The 17,937-nt window shown below is 55.8% G+C and carries 17 protein-coding genes; 10 read left to right on the plus strand and 7 right to left on the minus strand.

The window, feature by feature from the left end:
• Nucleotides 1–18: 18 nt before the first annotated feature.
• The 3 genes from ACHZBS_RS17965 to ACHZBS_RS17975 form a co-directional block, all read right to left on the minus strand.
• A complete protein-coding gene (locus ACHZBS_RS17965) occupies nucleotides 19–411 on the minus strand; it encodes a TM2 domain-containing protein (RefSeq protein ID WP_319407900.1) in 393 nt (130 codons plus the stop codon).
• 188 nt (nucleotides 412–599) lie between these two features.
• Entirely contained in the window at nucleotides 600–1,490 is an 891-nt protein-coding gene (locus ACHZBS_RS17970; protein ID WP_319407901.1) for an alpha/beta fold hydrolase, read from the minus strand.
• 97 nt (nucleotides 1,491–1,587) lie between these two features.
• Complete coding sequence (locus ACHZBS_RS17975) at nucleotides 1,588–2,406, minus strand: lipase family protein (RefSeq protein ID WP_319407902.1); 819 nt, start codon at nucleotides 2,404–2,406, stop codon at nucleotides 1,588–1,590.
• A 290-nt stretch (nucleotides 2,407–2,696) separates the two neighbouring features.
• On the opposite strand from ACHZBS_RS17975, the gene rmuC reads away from it, so the two are divergent.
• Both rmuC and ACHZBS_RS17985 read left to right on the plus strand, forming a co-directional pair.
• Nucleotides 2,697–4,193, plus strand: coding sequence for a DNA recombination protein RmuC (rmuC, locus tag ACHZBS_RS17980; protein WP_319407903.1), 1,497 nt, complete (start codon nucleotides 2,697–2,699; stop codon nucleotides 4,191–4,193).
• A 37-nt stretch (nucleotides 4,194–4,230) separates the two neighbouring features.
• Entirely contained in the window at nucleotides 4,231–4,554 is a 324-nt protein-coding gene (locus ACHZBS_RS17985) for a cupin domain-containing protein (RefSeq protein ID WP_319407904.1), read from the plus strand.
• Nucleotides 4,555–4,677: 123 nt separating this feature from the next.
• Here ACHZBS_RS17985 and ACHZBS_RS17990 read toward each other — a convergent pair whose 3' ends face one another.
• Nucleotides 4,678–5,898, minus strand: coding sequence for a Fic family protein (locus tag ACHZBS_RS17990; protein WP_319407905.1), 1,221 nt, complete (start codon nucleotides 5,896–5,898; stop codon nucleotides 4,678–4,680).
• A gap of 358 nt (nucleotides 5,899–6,256) precedes the next feature.
• Here ACHZBS_RS17990 and ACHZBS_RS17995 point away from each other — a divergent pair, with 358 nt between their 5' ends.
• Nucleotides 6,257–6,391, plus strand: a complete 135-nt coding sequence (locus tag ACHZBS_RS17995; protein WP_319407906.1) for a hypothetical protein — start codon at nucleotides 6,257–6,259, stop codon at nucleotides 6,389–6,391.
• A gap of 323 nt (nucleotides 6,392–6,714) precedes the next feature.
• Here the strand turns inward: ACHZBS_RS17995 and ACHZBS_RS18000 are convergent, their stop codons facing one another.
• Nucleotides 6,715–7,929 carry an acetate kinase gene (locus ACHZBS_RS18000; protein WP_319407907.1) on the minus strand — a complete coding sequence of 405 codons (1,215 nt, stop codon included), beginning with the start codon at nucleotides 7,927–7,929 and terminating at the stop codon, nucleotides 6,715–6,717.
• Nucleotides 7,930–8,422: 493 nt separating this feature from the next.
• Between ACHZBS_RS18000 and ACHZBS_RS18005 the strand changes: the two genes are divergently transcribed.
• Together ACHZBS_RS18005 and ACHZBS_RS18010 are read left to right on the plus strand one after the other, a co-directional pair.
• The gene (locus ACHZBS_RS18005) at nucleotides 8,423–9,703 is read left to right on the plus strand and encodes a porin (protein WP_319407908.1); all 1,281 of its coding nucleotides are present in this window, start codon (nucleotides 8,423–8,425) and stop codon (nucleotides 9,701–9,703) included.
• Nucleotides 9,703–9,930: a hypothetical protein gene (locus tag ACHZBS_RS18010; RefSeq protein WP_319407909.1), complete on the plus strand. Its 228-nt coding sequence runs from the start codon at nucleotides 9,703–9,705 to the stop codon at nucleotides 9,928–9,930. The genes ACHZBS_RS18005 and ACHZBS_RS18010 overlap by 1 nt, the downstream gene beginning before the upstream one ends.
• 139 nt (nucleotides 9,931–10,069) lie before the next feature.
• Here the strand turns inward: ACHZBS_RS18010 and ACHZBS_RS18015 are convergent, their stop codons facing one another.
• Nucleotides 10,070–10,936: a YitT family protein gene (locus tag ACHZBS_RS18015; RefSeq protein ID WP_319407910.1), complete on the minus strand. Its 867-nt coding sequence runs from the start codon at nucleotides 10,934–10,936 to the stop codon at nucleotides 10,070–10,072.
• Between the two features lie 152 nt (nucleotides 10,937–11,088).
• Here ACHZBS_RS18015 and ACHZBS_RS18020 point away from each other — a divergent pair, with 152 nt between their 5' ends.
• From ACHZBS_RS18020 to ACHZBS_RS18030, 3 genes are all read left to right on the plus strand, one after another.
• Nucleotides 11,089–12,033: a nitroreductase family protein gene (locus tag ACHZBS_RS18020; RefSeq protein WP_319407911.1), complete on the plus strand. Its 945-nt coding sequence runs from the start codon at nucleotides 11,089–11,091 to the stop codon at nucleotides 12,031–12,033.
• 157 nt (nucleotides 12,034–12,190) lie between these two features.
• Entirely contained in the window at nucleotides 12,191–13,174 is a 984-nt protein-coding gene (locus ACHZBS_RS18025) for a calcium/sodium antiporter (RefSeq protein ID WP_319407912.1), read from the plus strand.
• Nucleotides 13,175–13,360: 186 nt separating this feature from the next.
• On the plus strand, nucleotides 13,361–14,431 hold the full coding sequence (locus tag ACHZBS_RS18030) for an HD domain-containing phosphohydrolase (protein ID WP_319407913.1): 1,071 nt from the start codon (nucleotides 13,361–13,363) through the stop codon (nucleotides 14,429–14,431).
• Nucleotides 14,432–14,521: 90 nt separating this feature from the next.
• Here the strand turns inward: ACHZBS_RS18030 and ACHZBS_RS18035 are convergent, their stop codons facing one another.
• A complete protein-coding gene (locus tag ACHZBS_RS18035; RefSeq protein WP_319407914.1) occupies nucleotides 14,522–15,694 on the minus strand; it encodes an MFS transporter in 1,173 nt (390 codons plus the stop codon).
• Nucleotides 15,695–16,039: 345 nt separating this feature from the next.
• Between ACHZBS_RS18035 and ACHZBS_RS18040 the strand changes: the two genes are divergently transcribed.
• Both ACHZBS_RS18040 and pstC read left to right on the plus strand, forming a co-directional pair.
• Entirely contained in the window at nucleotides 16,040–16,858 is an 819-nt protein-coding gene (locus ACHZBS_RS18040; protein ID WP_319407915.1) for a PstS family phosphate ABC transporter substrate-binding protein, read from the plus strand.
• A 133-nt stretch (nucleotides 16,859–16,991) separates the two neighbouring features.
• Nucleotides 16,992–17,885: a phosphate ABC transporter permease subunit PstC gene (gene pstC, locus ACHZBS_RS18045; protein ID WP_319407916.1), complete on the plus strand. Its 894-nt coding sequence runs from the start codon at nucleotides 16,992–16,994 to the stop codon at nucleotides 17,883–17,885.
• The last annotated feature ends 52 nt before the right edge of the window (nucleotides 17,886–17,937 follow it).

Raw genomic sequence — 17,937 nt, forward strand, 5'->3', positions numbered from 1 at the left:
GCTGAGAATGGGTTTTTCCTATGACCCGTTGATTACCGTGATCTGATCGTTCAGCGTCCAGAAATCATAAAGGTATCCCAGCCCGAAGATGCCGCCGGTCAGCAGATAAACGATGCCGGTCAGCCATTTGCCCATGTACATGCGGTGAATGCCCAGCAATCCCAGGAAGGTCAGCAGCACCCAGGCCACCGTGTAGTCGATGTGGCCGCTGCGGAATCGGATGCTGGCCTGCCGGTCCATGGAAGGGATGAGAAACAGGTCGACGAGCCAGCCGATGCCCAGGAGGCCGAGGGTAAAAAAATAGATGGTGCCCGATATGGGCTTGCCGAAGTAAAACCGGTGGGCCCCGGTAAATCCGAAGATCCAGAGGATGTAACCGACTGATTTGAGATGGGTGTCGTTGTCGTTCATGCTGTTCCTTTCTTCGATTCGGCAAAGACTGACGACCGGCCTCACCAAACCGCGTTTTCATAACCGTGCCGATTGAAGATTTTTCGCAGCAAGGTGCGAGGAATCTTCGACCGTAAGGAATTCAATCTATTTTGTATTCGCTCGCTAACCTCGCCACAAGCGGCGGGGTTAGCGAGCGCTGTTGCGGTTCAAGATCGGCCGTTGAGAAAAGCCTGAATAATGGTCATCACCCTGGCCGTTGTTTCTGGCGTCAATATGTCTCCGGCCAGCACGTGTCGGCCCAAATCCTTGTTTCCCCTGAAGAGCACCAGCCGTTTGTGGGGAGATGCAAAGGTCAGGTAGCGCATGATGGCCAGGGTGACGTTGATCACCCGGTCCCAGGGATTGACCATCATCAGTACCGGCATGGTGGCGTTGCCCAAATCGAGCCTCCAGGACAGCCTAACCAGCTGCATCATGGTGGCGATGGCCTTGACCGGATAGCGTACCGTCCAGAATTTGGCGTGCCGGGCATTGACCACACTGAAGCTTCGCCAGCCGCCGAAAAAGCTTTCGAATAACCGCAGTGCCGGCGGCCAGAGAGCGGCAGCGGCGACCGGGTTTTTGGGAAAGAAGTTGGGCGATAGCAGAATCAGGCGATGAATCATTGCCGATACCGACGGTTGGGCCGCCAGCCAGACCGCCAGGGTGCCGCCGGTGGATGTGCCTACCAGGATGATTTTCCGGCCCAGCCGCCGGCCGATGGCCATGGCCTCCATTCCGTCATTCTGCCAGTCCCGGACCTTGGCCGTGGCCATGGCATACCCATCCCGCCCGTGGCCGGTGAGGCGGGTGTAAAACAGGTTAGCGCCCATGGCTGCAGCCAGGTGGTCGCACAGGGGCCAGATCTCCATGCGGCTGGCGGAAAAGCCGTGGATATAGACAATGGCAAGGTCGCGCTGATGCCGCTTGTCGTCGTGCCAGACGATTTTCTTCTCACAGTCCTCCCTGATTCCGGATACCCGGGATTCCGATTCAGCAAGATAGCTGTCGAGCATTTCCAATCGTTCGGGTATCCTATCGTCTGAAAAAATTGTCACGGAGGACTATTTCTCCTTTTGATCTTATTGGGAAATGTGAAGGAGATTTACCAGAGAACAGCCGGCGGGGTCAACGATTCCTGTATCTGGAGGGGACCTAATTGTCGAAGGCGATCGGCAGTTGTGCCGTATAGTTCAACGGGGCATGGCCGGACAGGAAGGAAGGCGCCTGGGCCATGGTGCGACGGGGCAGGGAACTTTGGCTGTTCCTGACGATGGTTCCGGCATGGGTAAATCGGGTCCAGCGTCCTGCGGGAGGCAGTTCGGTAACGATATCCCGAGGGTTGAACACATTGAATATTGGAATGTGGGCCAGGGTTTCGGCAAATGCGGCATCACCCATGCGGGGGGCGCCGAAGGTGTATACGGCGTGCGGTGGCCGTAGCGATGCCGCCAAGGTGGCCAAGGCACCCCCCAGACTGTGACCGGTGTAAAACAAAGGCTTTTTTACGGTATGCAGTGCGGCCGCGATGGTGCCCCAAAGCTCCATTAAAACGGTTTTGAATCCCCGGTGAACGTGGCCGCCGGCAGGCCAGGGGCAAAGGGCCATGTCCAGATTAACCAGCCAGTTGGACAGTCGGCCGCTGGTTCCCCGGAATACCAGTGCGGCAAAGCCTCCGCCACCGGAATCATGGGTTTCCACCAGGGCGCCTTGAATTGTCGACCCGCTGAAAAATTGCCGTTCAACCAGACCCACACGAGCCAGGAAGTCGCTTCGCGAGGCATGGTCATGCATATCGACCCCTTCGCTGGCATCTCTTCGATAGATCAAGCGGGAAAGTTCGGAGAGCCACCAGGCATTGACCGGGTTGAAACCGTCGGCATCCACCGCAAAGGCCATCGGGCGATCTTCCATGAAAAAATCATCGGACGCACCCGGTCTGAATACCGCCTGCCAGGAGTGGTTGTAAGCCATTGGTTCTGACACCTGCTTTTCGACTGTTATACGGGCAGTTCACCCGGCCCGTGGATTCGGGTGAAGAAACATTAACCTAATCAGAGGGGAAAGAAGGGTCAATAGAAAGGTTAGCCGTTTGTTAAAAATTCGTTAATCTTCCGTTAGCCCCTCATGTTTTTACAACATCGGCTGTACGCGGGAAATTACCATGCAAGGGTGGATTTGTGGTCACAACTGGCGTATAACCGAATGGTTTCAAAACCCTATCGACCGGACTGTGTTCCGGTGCGAAACTTTCAGGATAAATAATGACGGAACTTCAAATCGCCTATCTGATTGGCGGGGGGGCAGGATTGCTGCTGGGCACCGTGATCGCCCTTCTCGTTTTCCGCTTCCGGAACAGGGCCGAGCGGGCAACCCTTGCGCGTCTGGCAGAGATGGAAAAGGCGGCCCTGGAAGAGAAGCTGGCAACGATCCGGCAGCAGTTGGCGACGGTAAAAAATGATTTGGTCGAGGTCGAGGCCAAACTGGACCACCGCCGCGAGGCCATGGCCGAACTGGAAGCGCAAAAGGCTGCCTTGACCCAGAACGTCACCCGGATTCCCGTGCTGGAAGACGCCTTGGAAAAGAGCCGGCAGGCACAGGCGCAACGCGATGTCGAGAACCTTTCCCTGGAAAAAAGGTTGTCGGAGCTGTCCACCCGGTTGGATGCTGAGCGCCGGCAAGCCGAAGAGAAGCTCGTGCTGCTCAACGATGCCCGGGATCGGATGACCGTTGAGTTCAAGCTGCTGGCGGAGCGGATCCTGGAAGAGAAGGGCAGGACCTTTGCCGACCACAACAGGACCCAGATGGATAATCTGATCAACCCTCTGCGCGAGCAGTTGGGCGATTTCAAGAAGCGGGTGGAGGATGTTTATGACAAAGAGTCACGTGATCGTGCGGCCCTGCTCAACGAGATCGGTCACCTGAAAAACCTCAACGAGCGAATCGGCAAAGACGCCCTGAACCTGACCCACGCCCTCAAGGGGGATGTCAAAACCCTGGGCGGCTGGGGAGAAGTGATCCTGGAGCGGATTCTGGAAGCGTCGGGACTGGAAAAGGGGCGGGCCTACGAGACCCAGGTGAGCCTGATCGGAGGCAGCGGCAGCCGCTACCAACCGGACGTCATTGTCCGGCTGCCCGAGGGCAGGGATGTCATCGTAGATGCCAAGGTGTCGCTCAAGGATTATGAACGCTACCACGCGTCCAGCGACGAGACGGTTCGGGCCGCGGCCATTAAAGCCCACCTCGCTTCCCTGCGGACACACTTCAAAGGTTTGAGCGAGAAGCACTACGAGGATCTGGAAGGAATCCGGACCCTGGATTTCGTGCTCATGTTCGTGCCCATCGAGGCCGCCTTTTTTGCAGCCGTGGAGCATGACCGAGCGCTGTTTACCGAGGCCTTCGAGAAGAACGTGATCCTGGTTTCGCCGTCCACCCTGCTGGTGACCTTAAGAACCATCCATAACATCTGGCGCTATGCAGACCAGAACGAAAACGCCCTGGAAATAGCCCGGCAGGCCGGCGGGCTTTACGATAAATTCATCGGCTTCATCGAGGCCCTGGAAGAGGTGGGTCATCAGTTGGACCGGGCCCGCGAGGCCTATCGTACGGCCAGGGACCGGCTGTCCACGGGACGGGGCAATCTGGTGCGGCGCGCCGAACAACTCAAAACCCTGGGCGTGAAAGCCAACAAGGTGCTTCCCGAATCCTATGCGGTCGAGTTGGAACCTGGGGAGAGTGGACTTCTCGAAGAAGATGAGTGATGTTTCATCCAAACTCCGCACAATCGAAGGAGACAGCATGTTAAAAAAAGAAAGTGAACTGACCTACCGCAAGCTTCTCGACGGTGTGAACATGGCCACCATGGTTCACGGTGAGAAAACCCTCATGGCCCGGTTCAAGCTGGAAAAAGGATGCACCATCCCCGACCACAACCACCCGCATGAGCAGACCGGCCTTTTGCTCTCCGGGCACATGGTCTTCACGATCGATGGGAGGAATCATGACGTGATGCCCGGGGACAGCTGGTGCATCGGTTCCAATGTTCCCCATTCCGTCCGGGTTCTCGAAGACGCAATGGCCGTGGAGGTGTTTTCGCCGGTGAGAGAAGATTACCTTGTGTGATCAGTTTTCAGGGGCACCAAGGATTCTGCCTGCTTCCAGGCACGGGGGTAGATCTTTTTTGCTGCAATGAGATGCTTTGTAGGGCAAGGGAGGTGAATGGATTGGGTGGAATTGTCCTTCCGGTCAATGCTCTCCCAATATTTCAGGACCAAACAGGTCAGGGAAATAGTACCTCAGGACCTTGGCCGGAAACCCGATCATCAAAGGTGCCCGGTGGGACGCGGAAACAGCCAGGCCTTCTTTGACCAGCTGGCTGACGATTCGCCTTGCATGGCGGTCACTTTGGCTGTCCATGCCCATGATGGACTGAGCTTTGCCCCTGGGCACCGTGCCTTCAAGAAACAATGCTTTCAGGAGCCTGCCGGCACGCGTATCCAGCGGAGAAAGTGCTCCCCGGGATTTGTCGCGATCGCTCAAATATCCGTCAATCCTGGCATCGATGCGGTTCAGTGCCAGGATTTGATCCGTGAATCGGATTTGATCGAGGCAGACTTCAAGGAAATACATGCAATAATCGGCAAAGTATGCCTGATCGAAACCTTTTCCAGAGTCGTCCGGAGAATCGGCGGATTGCAGGTTGGTCATATACCATTGTTTATCGCGGGAAAATCCTCTGGATAGAGACCACAGGTTTCCCCGGTTGATACCAATGCTGGCCATGTACAATCCTGAGAAAAGGCGGCACACTCGGCCATTGCCGTCCCGGAATGGGTGCATCCAGGTCATGCGGTGATGACTGGCCGCAGCCGCGATCAGGCGTTCGTCACCATGGTAACCGAAAGGATCATATACATGGCTGAATGCTTCATACGTGGCAGGCAGGTTTTCCGCATCGGGGCCATGTGTGGTAAGCCCACCGTCCAAGGAAACAGCGCCCTGTCGCATTTTGCCGGGCATGACCGATAAATTGGTAAACCCCCCGTTGCTGTGGGTGAATTGGTGCTGTTTGGGCAGTTGCTCGTATATGGTTCGATGGATAAGGCTCACGAATTCGAAGCTGCATATATTTTCCGGAGGGTCAGTCGACAACTTCTGCATCAACGTTCTTTCGGTGTTCACATGGGCGGCACACAACTCCTGAACGTATCGTTTTTCCTCGTCTCGAGAATAGTCTTTTTCCAATGCAGCTTCAATGTCGCAAATGGTGGTTTTATGTCCCTCGATGAGGTTGGAGTGGTAGCTGTTGAGAAAGCGCAGACGGTCTCCAAGCGCCTGAGCGGTTTCTTTAGCAATTCGGCCCTCCAGGGTCGCGGCGGCGACGATCACCTCCTGGGCCATGTCTTTGAGTTCGCCAAGCCGTTGCGCGGGCAGGGCGGGTTGGAAAGATATTATTCCATGGTCCATTCAAATTTCCTATGTCCGGTTTAATGTCCGGTTTAACAATCTATAATCTTGTTAAAAACAAAGTGGCACCATGAATTATTTGGCCAAATGAAAAAGTTGTTGTAAGTCCGGTAAATATAAAATGATTATACTTTTAATATATGGTAGATACAACCGTTTTATGAAATTTTTTGTCCGGTTTAATAACAAAACGGCCTCAACCCGGCCTTTATGTATAGAATACCGACACCATGCACCCAACCCGCAAGATCATGTATTTGCGCATGCCCGCCTCTTTTGCAGCGGTGGAGTATGACCGCGTGTTGTTTACCGAGGCCTTCGAGAAAAACGTGATCCCGGTTTCGCCGAAGGAGACAACATGTTAAAAAAAGAAAGTGAACCGACCTACCGCAAGCTTTTCGACGGTGTGAACATGGCCACCATGGTTCACGGTGGGGGCCCGGTTCAAGCTGGAAAAAGGATGCACCATCCCCGACCACAACCTCCCGCATGAGCAGACCGGCCTTTTGCTCTCCGGGCACATGGTCTTCACGATCGATGGGACGAATCAAGGCGCGATGCCCGGGGACAGCTGGAGCATCGGTTCCGACGTTTCCATTCCGTCCGGGCAGTGGAAGATTTGATAGCCGTGGAAGTGTTTTCTCCGGTGAGAGAGGATTATCCGAGTTGAGAGGGATAGGATTCCAGGATTCTAGGAGCCAGGTGAACCGCGACAAGCAGATTGGGCGGCTGAACAACGCGTTTATGAGCCTCGACCGTCGAAAGCGTGCTTCGTGCCTCCAGTTTTTTTTCCTTCGTCCTCCTGACCCTTTCCCGTCAGCCTTCCCCCTTCACGACCTCGAGGGTCTGGCGGGCGATTTCAAGTTCTTCGTTGGTGGGGATGACATAGGCCTTGACCGGGCTTCCGGCGGCGGTGATTTCTCCGCGGTGCTTTTCGGGGTCGCGATTCCTGGACGGATCCAGTGTCAGGCCGACGGTTGCCATGCCCCTGCAGCAGGCTTCGCGGATGGCCGGATCGTTTTCACCGACGCCGGCGGTGAAAACCAGCGCATCCAGCCGGCCGAGCTGAAGAAAGTAAGCTCCGATATACTGCCGGCAGCGGTAGACGAACATATCTATAGCCAATCGGGCCCTGGCATCTCCATTATCGGCTGCCGCATGGATATCGCGCAGATCGTTCATTCCACAGATGCCTTTTAGGCCGCTCTTTTTTTGAAGGACGGCATCCAATTGATGCAGGGACATCCCTTTGCGGTCGGAAATGTGCAGGATGACACCCGGGTCCATATCCCCTCCACGGGTTCCCATGATCAATCCGCCCAGCGGCGTCATGCCCATGGAGGTGTCCACGCTGATTCCCTGCTCAATAGCACAGAGACTGGCACCGCTTCCCAGATGGGCCGTGATCAGGTTAACCGTTTCCAACGGTTTGCCAAGAAGAATTGCCGCCTCCCTGGCCACATACCGGTGTGAGGTGCCCTGGAATCCGTATCGGCGTATGCCCAATTTTTCATAATAGGACCAGGGCAGGGCATAGTGATAGGCGAATCCTGGGATGGTCTGATGGAAGGCGGTATCGAAAACTGCCACCTGGGGCGCATGGGGAAACAACTCCCGGGCCACCTCGATGCCCATGAGGTTGGCGGGGTTGTGAAGGGGGGCCAGGGCGATCATCTTTTCGATGGCCACCATCACCGTTAGATCCACGTGCGTTGGCTCGTGAAAAAAATTGCCGCCGTGAACGACCCGGTGCCCCACCGCAGCGACTTCAGTGGGATTGAAAACCGCCCCCGCTCCAGTCTCCATGAGCAGTCGAACGGCTTCGTGCATGGCAATTCGGTGGTCGGCAATGGGTTTCTCAAGCTTGATTTGCTGACCGTCTTGCCCATGGACGCGATCTTTGTGGATAATTTTGCCCGTGTGTTCTCCAATTCGTTCCACTATTCCTGATGCCAGCAGGTGCTCGCCTTGCATTTCCAGCAGTTGGTATTTCAAAGAGGAACTCCCGCAGTTAACGACCAGAATTTTCATTCATTGTCCCTTTCTGTACTCTTGAACCGCTAAATCCATCGACTTTCCGTTGTATCCCGTGGGCTCGTTCATTTCTCCTTGACGAGAACCTTATCTTAAGCACCGGTACTTTACCCTAAAAAAAGTGGCGCAACAAACCAAAACGGGGATACCCAAAGCCTTTTGCATGATGCCGTCTTTTCCGGGCACAGCCCGCCATGGCAGTAAATGCCGCCTTATCCGTATTTGCATGCACCCATTTTTGGTGATATGAATACAGGCAACTAATCGTTGATTAAATCGACACCCGTCTCTTGCAATTAAGTGCATTGACCGTTCACAGCTATTCCTTGCAGCCAACCGATTCAGGGCATGGGGTTGTGGGGCATCTCACCGGCTTCGCCGATCCCTATCCAGTGACGTGACGCTCAATTCGGTCGTTACCCGATATTTCCTTTCTTGGATCGGAAAATTACATATCAATGGCAACCCTCAAGAGATGAAGGAGGTTATTATGGGAGAAGGAAAATTGAGGCGGCTTCTACCGGTATGCCTGATTGCGGTCATTGTCTGCGTGTTGAGTCCTTTTTCAGCCGATGGGGCGGATAAAGATACCCTGGACCGTCTTGAGAAAATCATCAAACAGCAGCAGGCCCAGATCGAAGCCCAGCAGAAAGCCCTCGAACAGTTGCAGGGCCAGGTGGAGGCGCTGAGGGGCCAGACGGCTGCGGCCACGGTCAAGGCGGCCACCGACAGCCCGGCGGCGGTCAAAGCCGGAAACCCCAAAGGCAGTGTCAAAATATACGGCCAGGTGAACAAGGCGGTGCTGTATAGCAACGACGGCGACGACGGCAACTTCTACCTGGTGGACAATGACAACTCCTCCACCCGCGTGGGGCTGGAGGGAACCATCACACCCAACGACTACTATACCATCGGCACGCGCATCGAAGTGGAGTACCAGACCAACCCCAGCAACCTGGTCAACCAGGAGGACCGAAGATTGGATGATGCGACGTTTGAAAAGCGCCACCTGGATCTGTGGGTGGACGGTAACACGATCGGCAAATTTTCCCTGGGGTGGGGAAGTACGGCATCGGATTATTCCTCGGAAGTGGACCTGTCCGGCACCAGTGTGGTGGGATACTCCGATATCGCCAGCATGGCCGGGGGACAGCTATTTTACGATAATAACACAGGCAGGCTGTCCGGAACCCGGATCGGTAGCGTTTTCAGCAACATGGACGGTCTGAGCCGCCAGGAACGCATCCGCTACGACACCCCCGACTTCAACGGGTTCGTCGGATCCACCTCCTATATCTCCGATGGTGGCGGGGATTTCGCCGTGCGCTACAGCGCCCAGATCGATGCGTTCAAACTGGCCGCGGCCGTGGCCTACGCCAATCCCGGCGGCACCTCGGACACGATTGACGATCAACTGAACGGCTCGGTCTCCGTGCTGCATGACTCCGGCTTCAACGGCACCTTTGCCATGGGCACCCGTGATAACAAGGGCGACGGTCGGGATGACGGCGCGTTTTTCTACACCAAGTTCGGCTACCGGGGCCGCTGGTGCCCGCTGGGGGTGACCTCCCTGTCTGCCGACTACGGCCGCTATTCGGACATCAGCACCAACGGCGATGATGCGGATGTCATGGGCTTCCAGATGGTGCAGGACCTTCAGGAGTGGGGCACCGAGGCCTACCTGGGCTACCGTTTCCACAAGCTGGACCGAAACGGTACGGATTATGATGACATCAATGCCATCATGACGGGCATGCGGGTGAAATTCTAATGGCACCCAAATGGAAATGGATTTTTCTGGTGTCGGCTGTTTTTCTGGTATTCGTGGTCGCCGGCTGCGCGTCGACGCCCCAACCGTTTGTATACCACGACGACCGGGAGGAAAAGCCCGGCTCCGGCCTTCTCTCCGGTGACGAGGGTGGTTTTGTTATCTATGGTCAATCGCCCGAGAAAACCGACTCAACGAAAGAGCAGCCGCCGAAAGATGATCCTCAGTAGAAACCTTTAGCAAAAAAATGCTGCCGATGCCTTCTCTTGCACGATGGCCATCGGCAGCGCTTTTTTGCCTTGCATCCAAGGAAGCACCTCCGCATTTTTCGCTATCAGCTATCAGCTATCAGCTATCAGCTATCAGCTATCAATAAACCTTGCGCCGGGAAAATCCCCTGCCCAGCACGTTAAAGGTGTTTTCCGTGATAATGAAGGCCTCCGGATCGATGGACAGGGCCGCTTCCTCCACCCGTTTTAACTGGTAGTTGTGGACCACGGTGAGGATGACTTTTTTGGCCTTGCCCGTATACGCTCCGCTGCCCTCCAGAAAGGTGACACCTCTGCTGAGGCGGGTATGGATTTCCTTGGCAATACGGTCGTTGAGATCGGAGATGATGAATACCATCTTGCGCTGATTGGAGAAAGCCAATACGTAATCCAGCGTCTGAGACGAAATGAAGCTCATGAAAAGGGAATAGAGAACCAGATCCGCATCCAGTGCGCCAAAGCTGAAGGCGAACAGCACCACGTTGAAGGCAAAGTAGAAGGTGCCCAGGCGGAGGCTGAATTTCTGGTTCAGGATAATGCCGATGATGTCCAGCCCACCGGCCGAACCCAATGAATGCAGAACCAGACCCGACCCTGTGCCCATGAGCACGCCACCGGCCAGGACGGCCAGGATGGGCTCTTTGATGGGCAGGGTGAATCCGATCAGATCGATCGTCAGAGAAAGGGCGGCCACGCCATACAGACTATAGAAAAAGAACCGTCGGCTGATGTGGACCCATCCCACCAGAAAGATGGGGATGTTGACAAAAAGATACCACAAACCCGGTGACAGAAGTCCGCTGACATAGTAAAAGAGCAGGGTCAGACCCGAAATACCGCCGGTAATGAACCCGTGGGGAATGGCGATGGACTTCAATCCGATGCCGAACACCAAGGATCCTGCCGAAATCAGGAACAGGTTCCACAGTACGGACGAGATAACTTGGTGGTACAGGAGCTTTTTCATCTGGCGATTCCTTTATTCCGGGAAGCATGCCGGCCGTTACCTGAAGCACTTGTTTTTTCAATCATGTTCGCTGCTGTTTCCCTTGGGAAAATTTGTAAAAGCGACAAATTTAATGCTGCCATGCTGCATGTCAAGCATCAAACCCAAAAAAAATGACAGACACCCAAAAACAATATTCGGACCGTGAAGTGACAGCGACCATCGACCCCGAGCGATGCATCGGCTGCGGGATGTGCATACCGGTATGCCCCAAAGAGACGCTGGTCATCTACGACGGTAAGGCAATGGTCCAGGGGATCGAATCCCTCAACTGCGACCACTGTGCGGCGGCATGTCCGGAAAATGCCATCCGGGTGGCGGCGGTGGATCCCGGGCTGTCTCAATTCCAAACCTTTTCGGCCGATACCCGATGGCTTCCCCATGGCCGTTTTGATACCGCTACTCTGGTCAATCTCATGGGCTCACGGCGTTCCTGTCGGAATTTTTCCGATCGTCAGGTGGGTCGGCCGCTCCTGGAGGACCTGGTGAAGGTGGGAATTACCGCACCGTCGGGATCCAACTGCCAGCCATGGACCTTTACCATACTGCCGGACCGGGAGGCCGTCAACGGGCTGGGACGTCGGGTAGGCGGATTCTTCAGGAAAACCAACCGGATGGCGGAAAAGCGATGGCTCCGAACCGCATTGAAGCTGCTCGGCAAACCGGAACTGGACACCTATTTCCGCCTGCATTATCCCGCCGTGGAGATGGGGCTGGCGGCCTGGGAGCGGGGTGAGCGCGATCTGTTGTTTCACGGGGCAACCGCTGTCATCGTGGTGGCCGCTGACAATGACGCGTCCTGCCCGTTCGAAGATGCCCTGCTGGCTACCGGAAACATGCTGCTGGCCGCCCATGCCATGGGGTTAGGCACCTGTCTGGTCGGATTTGTCATTGAAGCCATGCGGCGGGATCGATCGATCGTTCGCATGCTGGGTATTCCGGACCACGAAACCCCCCATGCCGTGATCGCTATCGGCTGGCCCGAGGAAACGTATCATCAGGTGGCGGGGCGAAAACCGGTCGCGATCCGCTATGCGGGTTCCTGCCTTGCTCATTAAATGATTCCGATCAAAAACTATCCCGATAGGCCGGACATTGCATTGATCCGATAACGATGTCATATTGATGCATCGTTTTGCCCGGTGCCTGCGCTGCCAGGCATGACCGTACAGAAAACAGGCTGCTTGACCATTGGCCTCAGGAAGGCAGATTTTTTTGACCGTCCCCCATCTGATCGCATTCACGGCAGGCCTTCTGCTGCTCTACTATGGTGCCGGCTGGCTGGTCCGAGGCGCATCCGAGCTGGCCCGCGGCATGGGGCTGACGCCGATGGTCATCGGGCTCACCGTGGTGGCATTCGGTACCTCGGCGCCCGAACTGGTGGTCAGCCTGGTCTCCGCCGCCAAGGGCAAGAGTATGATCGCTCTGGGCAACGTGGTGGGAAGCAATATCTGCAATATCGCCCTGGTGCTGGGACTTACCGCCGTGTTTCAGCCGGTGAAGACCAGCCGGATTGTCATCACCCGGGACATCCCGCTCATGCTGGCCATTTCCGCCTTATTGTTGCTGCTCTCCTTCAATTCGGTCATCGGCAGGGTCGAGGGCGTTACCCTTTTCTGCGGTATCCTCGCCTATACCTGGTTTAACTACAAGGTGGCCGTACGCGTTGATCGCACCCTGCCTGTTTCTGCTGGTGCGAACCCTGATGTGCCGCCACTGGCTGGCGGGCTGATGGGGAGACGGTGGGGTCAGTGTCTGATGATCCTCGGCGGAACCGCAGCGGTGGTCGTCGGTGCGGATATGCTCGTGGATGCAGCGGTGAGCGTCATGTCCGCCCTGGGGGTCAACGAAAAGTTCGTGGGACTCACCGTGGTGGCTCTGGGCACCTCGGTGCCTGAACTGGCCACCTCCGTTGTGGCCGCCTTGAAAAAGGAGATGGACATCTCCCTGGGGAACCTGGTGGGCAGCAACGTGTTCAACATCCTCAGCGTCGTTGGCGCCACGGCCATTGTAAAACCCATTGCCATCTCAGGTGGTTTCATCGAAAGCGGCCTGGTGTGGGACTATCTGGTGATGATGGTCATCAGCGCGCTGCCCTGGGTGCTGATGAGACAGGACTTGACAATTACCCGCAGAAAAGGTCTGATTCTACTTGGATGCTACGCGGCCTATGTGTCTTTCCTCATTCTAAAATCCTAAATGGTCCTGAATGGGATGAAACTCTCCACCAATCTGCTGATCAACGCGGCCTTCTCCCTTCTGATGATGTGCAGATGTAAGCTACGGTAATGTAATAACAGAACTCAAAATACCCGGACCGTTATAGCTGTTTTCCCCTTGTTTGCCGTGGGGTGTGTTTCAAAACGGTCTTCCCGGAGGAATTCGATGATATCCATTGCCACCGATAGTTCGCCATCCCCCCTGGTTTTGGTGGTGGATGATGATGACGATATTCGTGATATTCTTTCCTACGGCATTGAAGCCTCCGGGTGTCGGTGCCTCACCGCGGAGAGTGCGGAAGCGGCCTTGACGATCTTGAATTCGAATCCGGTGGAGGTTGTCATCTCCGATGTCCAGATGAAGGGAATGAGCGGTCTCGACCTGTGTCGTCAGATCAAGGATAATTTTCAAGCCGATGTGGTCATCATTACCGGTCTGGTGAATAATTTTGCCTATGAGGAGATCATCGCCCAGGGGGCCAGCGATTTCATCGAAAAGCCCATCCGCCTGGCGGAGATCGTGGCCCGGCTTAAACGGGTGCTGCTCGAACGCCAGACCCGGGAGAAGCTTAAACAGACTGCCGAAGAGCTGCGAAGCAACGCGGTTCGTTTCCAGAAGGCCATGGAGGGGTCGGTCCAGGCCATTGCCCTGGCCGTTGAAATGCGCGATCCGTATACATCGGGCCACCAGAATCGGGTGGCCGACCTGGCCTGCGCCATTGGCCAGGAGATGGGGCTTTCGGAGGATCGGATATATGGCCTGCAAATGGCCAGCGTCGTTCACGACCTGGGAAAGCTCACCATCCCCGGGGAGATCCTCTGCAAGCCGGGAAGGCTCAGCGGTCCCGAATACGCAATGATCCAGACCCACGTGCAGTCGGGGTACGACATCCTGAAAAAAATCGATTTTCCTTGGCCTTTGGCGGATATTGTGCTCCAGCATCACGAACGGATGGACGGTTCAGGTTATCCCAACGGTCTTTCCGGGGATGCGATCATGATGGAGGCCAGGATTCTCAGCGTGTCCGATGTATTCGAAACCATCGGGTCCCACCGACCCTACCGCCCCTCTTTGGGAATGAAAAAAGCCATGGGGGAACTCACCGGCAACAGCGGGATTCTGTATGATCCCGATGTGGTTTCCGCCTGCCTGGACCTGGTGGAGAGCGAACGCTTTCAATTCAAGAGCGCCAAGGGTGCTTCGGTGTTTGTGACCACTCAGATGCAATCCCTGTAGCCAGGCGTTCAGGTTGATAGACCTACGCCTTTAAGGTTGGCGTCAGTTGTCTATTTCAGTTTTTTAAAATCCGTCGTCCGTCATCTGACATCAGCCCGGTGTCTTCTGTTTTGCGACCGGAAACATGAGAATCAGGGGAACGGTGACAAGCGGGATGAAGGCGACGGCCCACAATACGGTGGCAACCGAATAAAGATCGGCCAGCCGACCCACCACCGGAGCCACTGCACCGCCCAGACCATAGGCCAGCCCCATCATCAGGCTGGAGACCATGGAACGTCCACCCGGTGCCAGTTCCTGGGCCAGGGTGACCCCTAACGGCAGTGTGGCCAGCACAAAAAAACCGGCCATGAATACACCGGCGTAGATCCATGAACCCGACAGTGAAAGCATCATCAGCAGGGCCGGTGTCATCAGCAGATGGGAAGCCAGGAAAATCGGCCGGGATCCCGTCCGGTCGGTAAAATAGCCGGCCAGCAGGCCGCTGACGGTGCCGGCCAGAGTGAACACGGTAATCATGAGGCCGCCGGAAACCAGTGAGTATCCGCGACTGACCAGAAGGACGGGCATGAAGGTCATGAACGACTGGCCGACCACCGCTCGCAGTACCATCACCATCCAGATGAGAAAGATCGATTTCCATACGGTGCCGAACTGTTTCTTCAACGTGCCTATCAATCCCAAGGACGCCATGCCTTCACTTTCGGGGGACGGCACTGCCGCCCACAGGTAGACGATCGCCGCCAGCCCGAGGACCATGGTGGCCGGCATGGCACCGAGGCCAAAGGCGGCCACAATGGCGGTGATGAAAAAAGGGCCCACGGCAAAGGCCAGGGTGCCGCCGGTGTTGAACACGGACATGGAAAAGCCTTTCCGGTTGCCTGAATAGAGCGGAATCATGCCGGCCACGCAGGGGTGAAACATCGAGGACCCCACGGATCCTAAGGCGATGAACAGCATCAGCATCCAGTAGCTGCCCGCAATGCCGGAAAGAGGGATGAAAACTACGGCCATGAGCAGACCGCCGAGGATGATGGCGCGCCCCTGATAGCGGTCCGCCAGGTAGCCTGCCACCGGTTGGACGATGAAAGAGAGAAACCGGTTGACGCCGGCGATGAGCCCCACCTGGGCCAGGGTCAGATTCAGTTTGGCCATGAAAGCGGGAAACAGGGGCGTGGTGAAGGCGCTGTAAAAATCGCCGGTGAAATGGACCAGGGTCAGGGCGAAAATGATTTTCAGGTTGGTTTGATTTTGGGGTTTCATGGGTTCGTTTGGTTTCATGGGTTGGCGGTATGGTGTTTTTCTGACAGACAATTATCCGCGTCCGCATTGGAAAAAGCCGGCATAGTAGGCAACCCTGATGCGGTGGTCAAGACTGAATGCCTTTGGTAGGCCGATTTTTTCCATCCGGCTAAAAAATCGAAGACTCATCGAAAACTAATTTTGTACTAACCGTTTGCTAACATTTGGGCTTTAAATTGCGTTCTCAAGAAATCGTTGGGATCCGGTGAAGGCGGGGGATGATAACAAAAACCTAACCCGATCCTAACATAAATCTAACATAAGGCGCTTAGCCTTGACCCAAGAATCAAACGGAGGAGAGAACCTATGAAGAAGTTGTTTGGCACCATTGCATCAGTCGCCGCTGTATTGACCCTTTGTGCGGCCACCGCCACGGCAGGCAACCTGGTGATCAAGGGATCCACCACGGTGCTGCCCATTTCCCAGATCGCTGTCGAAGACTACATGAAAGCCCATCCGGATGTGAACATCTCCCTATCCGGCGGCGGTTCCAGCAACGGCATCAAAGCCATCATCGACGGCTCCACCGACATCGCCAATGCCTCGCGCTTCATCAAAGACAAGGAAGTGGCCATGGCTCAGGAAAAGGGCGTCTACCCGGTTCCTTTTGCCGTAGCCTATGATTCCATTATTCCGATTGTCCACCCCAGCAACACCCTTACCGCCATCACTCTGGCCCAGCTCAAGGACATCTACATGGGCAAGATCACCAACTTTAAGGAGATCGGCGGACCGGATCTCAAGATCGTGATCTGCTCACGCGACACCTCCTCCGGCACCTATGAAACCTGGGAAGGCAAAGTGATGAAAAAAGAGCGTGTGACCCCGGCCGCCCAGATGATGGCTTCCAACGGTGCCGTCGCCCAGGCTGTTTCCAGCAACAAGAACGCCATGGGCTACATCGGCATCGGTTACCTCAACGACACCGTCAAACCCCTGAAGGTGGACGGCGTGGAGGGCACCAAGGAGAGCACCCTCAACGGCACTTTTCCGATCAGCCGCCCCCTGTTCATGTTTACCAACGGCTGGCCCAAAGGCGATACCCTAAATTTCGTCAACTACATGCTTCATCCCGATAAGGGGCAGAAGGCCGTGGAAAAGGCCGGCTACGTGCCCCTATATTAATCGTCCCATCCGCTTTGTCACGCGCTCCTTTTGAACACACAGTCCGCCGGGTTATTTACCGGCGGACTGTGGCTTCTCGGGCGCTGAAAGAAGCACAACCCTTTTCACGGCAACCGACAGGCAGGTAACTCCCATGGCCAACCGCCGCCAAACCACCGAGAAATCAATGCAGGCGATGTTTTTCATCATCGCCTCGGCATCCATTGGCATCCTGTTTTTGATCATGATCTTTTTGTTCAAGGAGGGTCTGCCTATTTTCAAAACGGTTTCGGTGAAGGATTTCATCTTCGGCAGATATTGGTATCCGACGTCGGATCCGGCCGACTTCGGCATCTTTCCCCTGATTGTCGCCTCGCTGCTGGTCACCGGCGTGTCCGGCGTGTTTTCAATCCCTCTGGGCGTGATGACGGCCATATACCTCTCCGAAATTGCCCGACCCCGGGTGGGAGAAGTTGTCAAGCCGGTGGTGGAGTTGCTGGCGGCCCTGCCGTCAGTGGTCATCGGCTTTTTCGGCATGGTGCTGGTGGCGCCCTTTCTCCAGCAGGTGTTTGGCATTCCGACGGGACTCAACCTGTTCAATGCGTCACTGATGTTGGCTTTCATGTCCATCCCCACCATCTGCAGCATTTCCGAGGACGCCATCCACAGCGTGCCCGTTGCCTTGCGCGAGGCGTCGGTGGCCTTGGGTGCCACCCAGTTGCAGACCATCGTGCGGGTGGTGGTGCCGGCATCCATCTCGGGGATCAGTACAGCGGTGATTCTGGGATTGTCGCGGGCCGTGGGCGAGACCATGGTCGTGTTGATGGTCGCCGGCGGCGCCGCCATGCTCCCGCAATCCATTTTCGATCCGGTGCGGCCCATGCCGGCCAGCATCGCGGCCGAGATGGCCGAAGCGCCGGTGGGAGGTGAGCATTACTATGCCCTGTTTGCCACCGGGATCGTCCTTTTTGTATTTACCATGGTCTTTAATATCATCGCCGACTTCATCGCCCAACGCTACCGGCAGGTGGGGGAAGCGTCCCTGTAATGACCTTGCATATAGACACCAGACTTACTGAAAATAAGCAGCCACCTGAATC

Origin of the sequence: uncultured Desulfosarcina sp. (genome assembly GCF_963664155.2) — a bacterium.
Taxonomy (GTDB): Bacteria; Desulfobacterota; Desulfobacteria; order Desulfobacterales; family Desulfosarcinaceae; genus Desulfosarcina.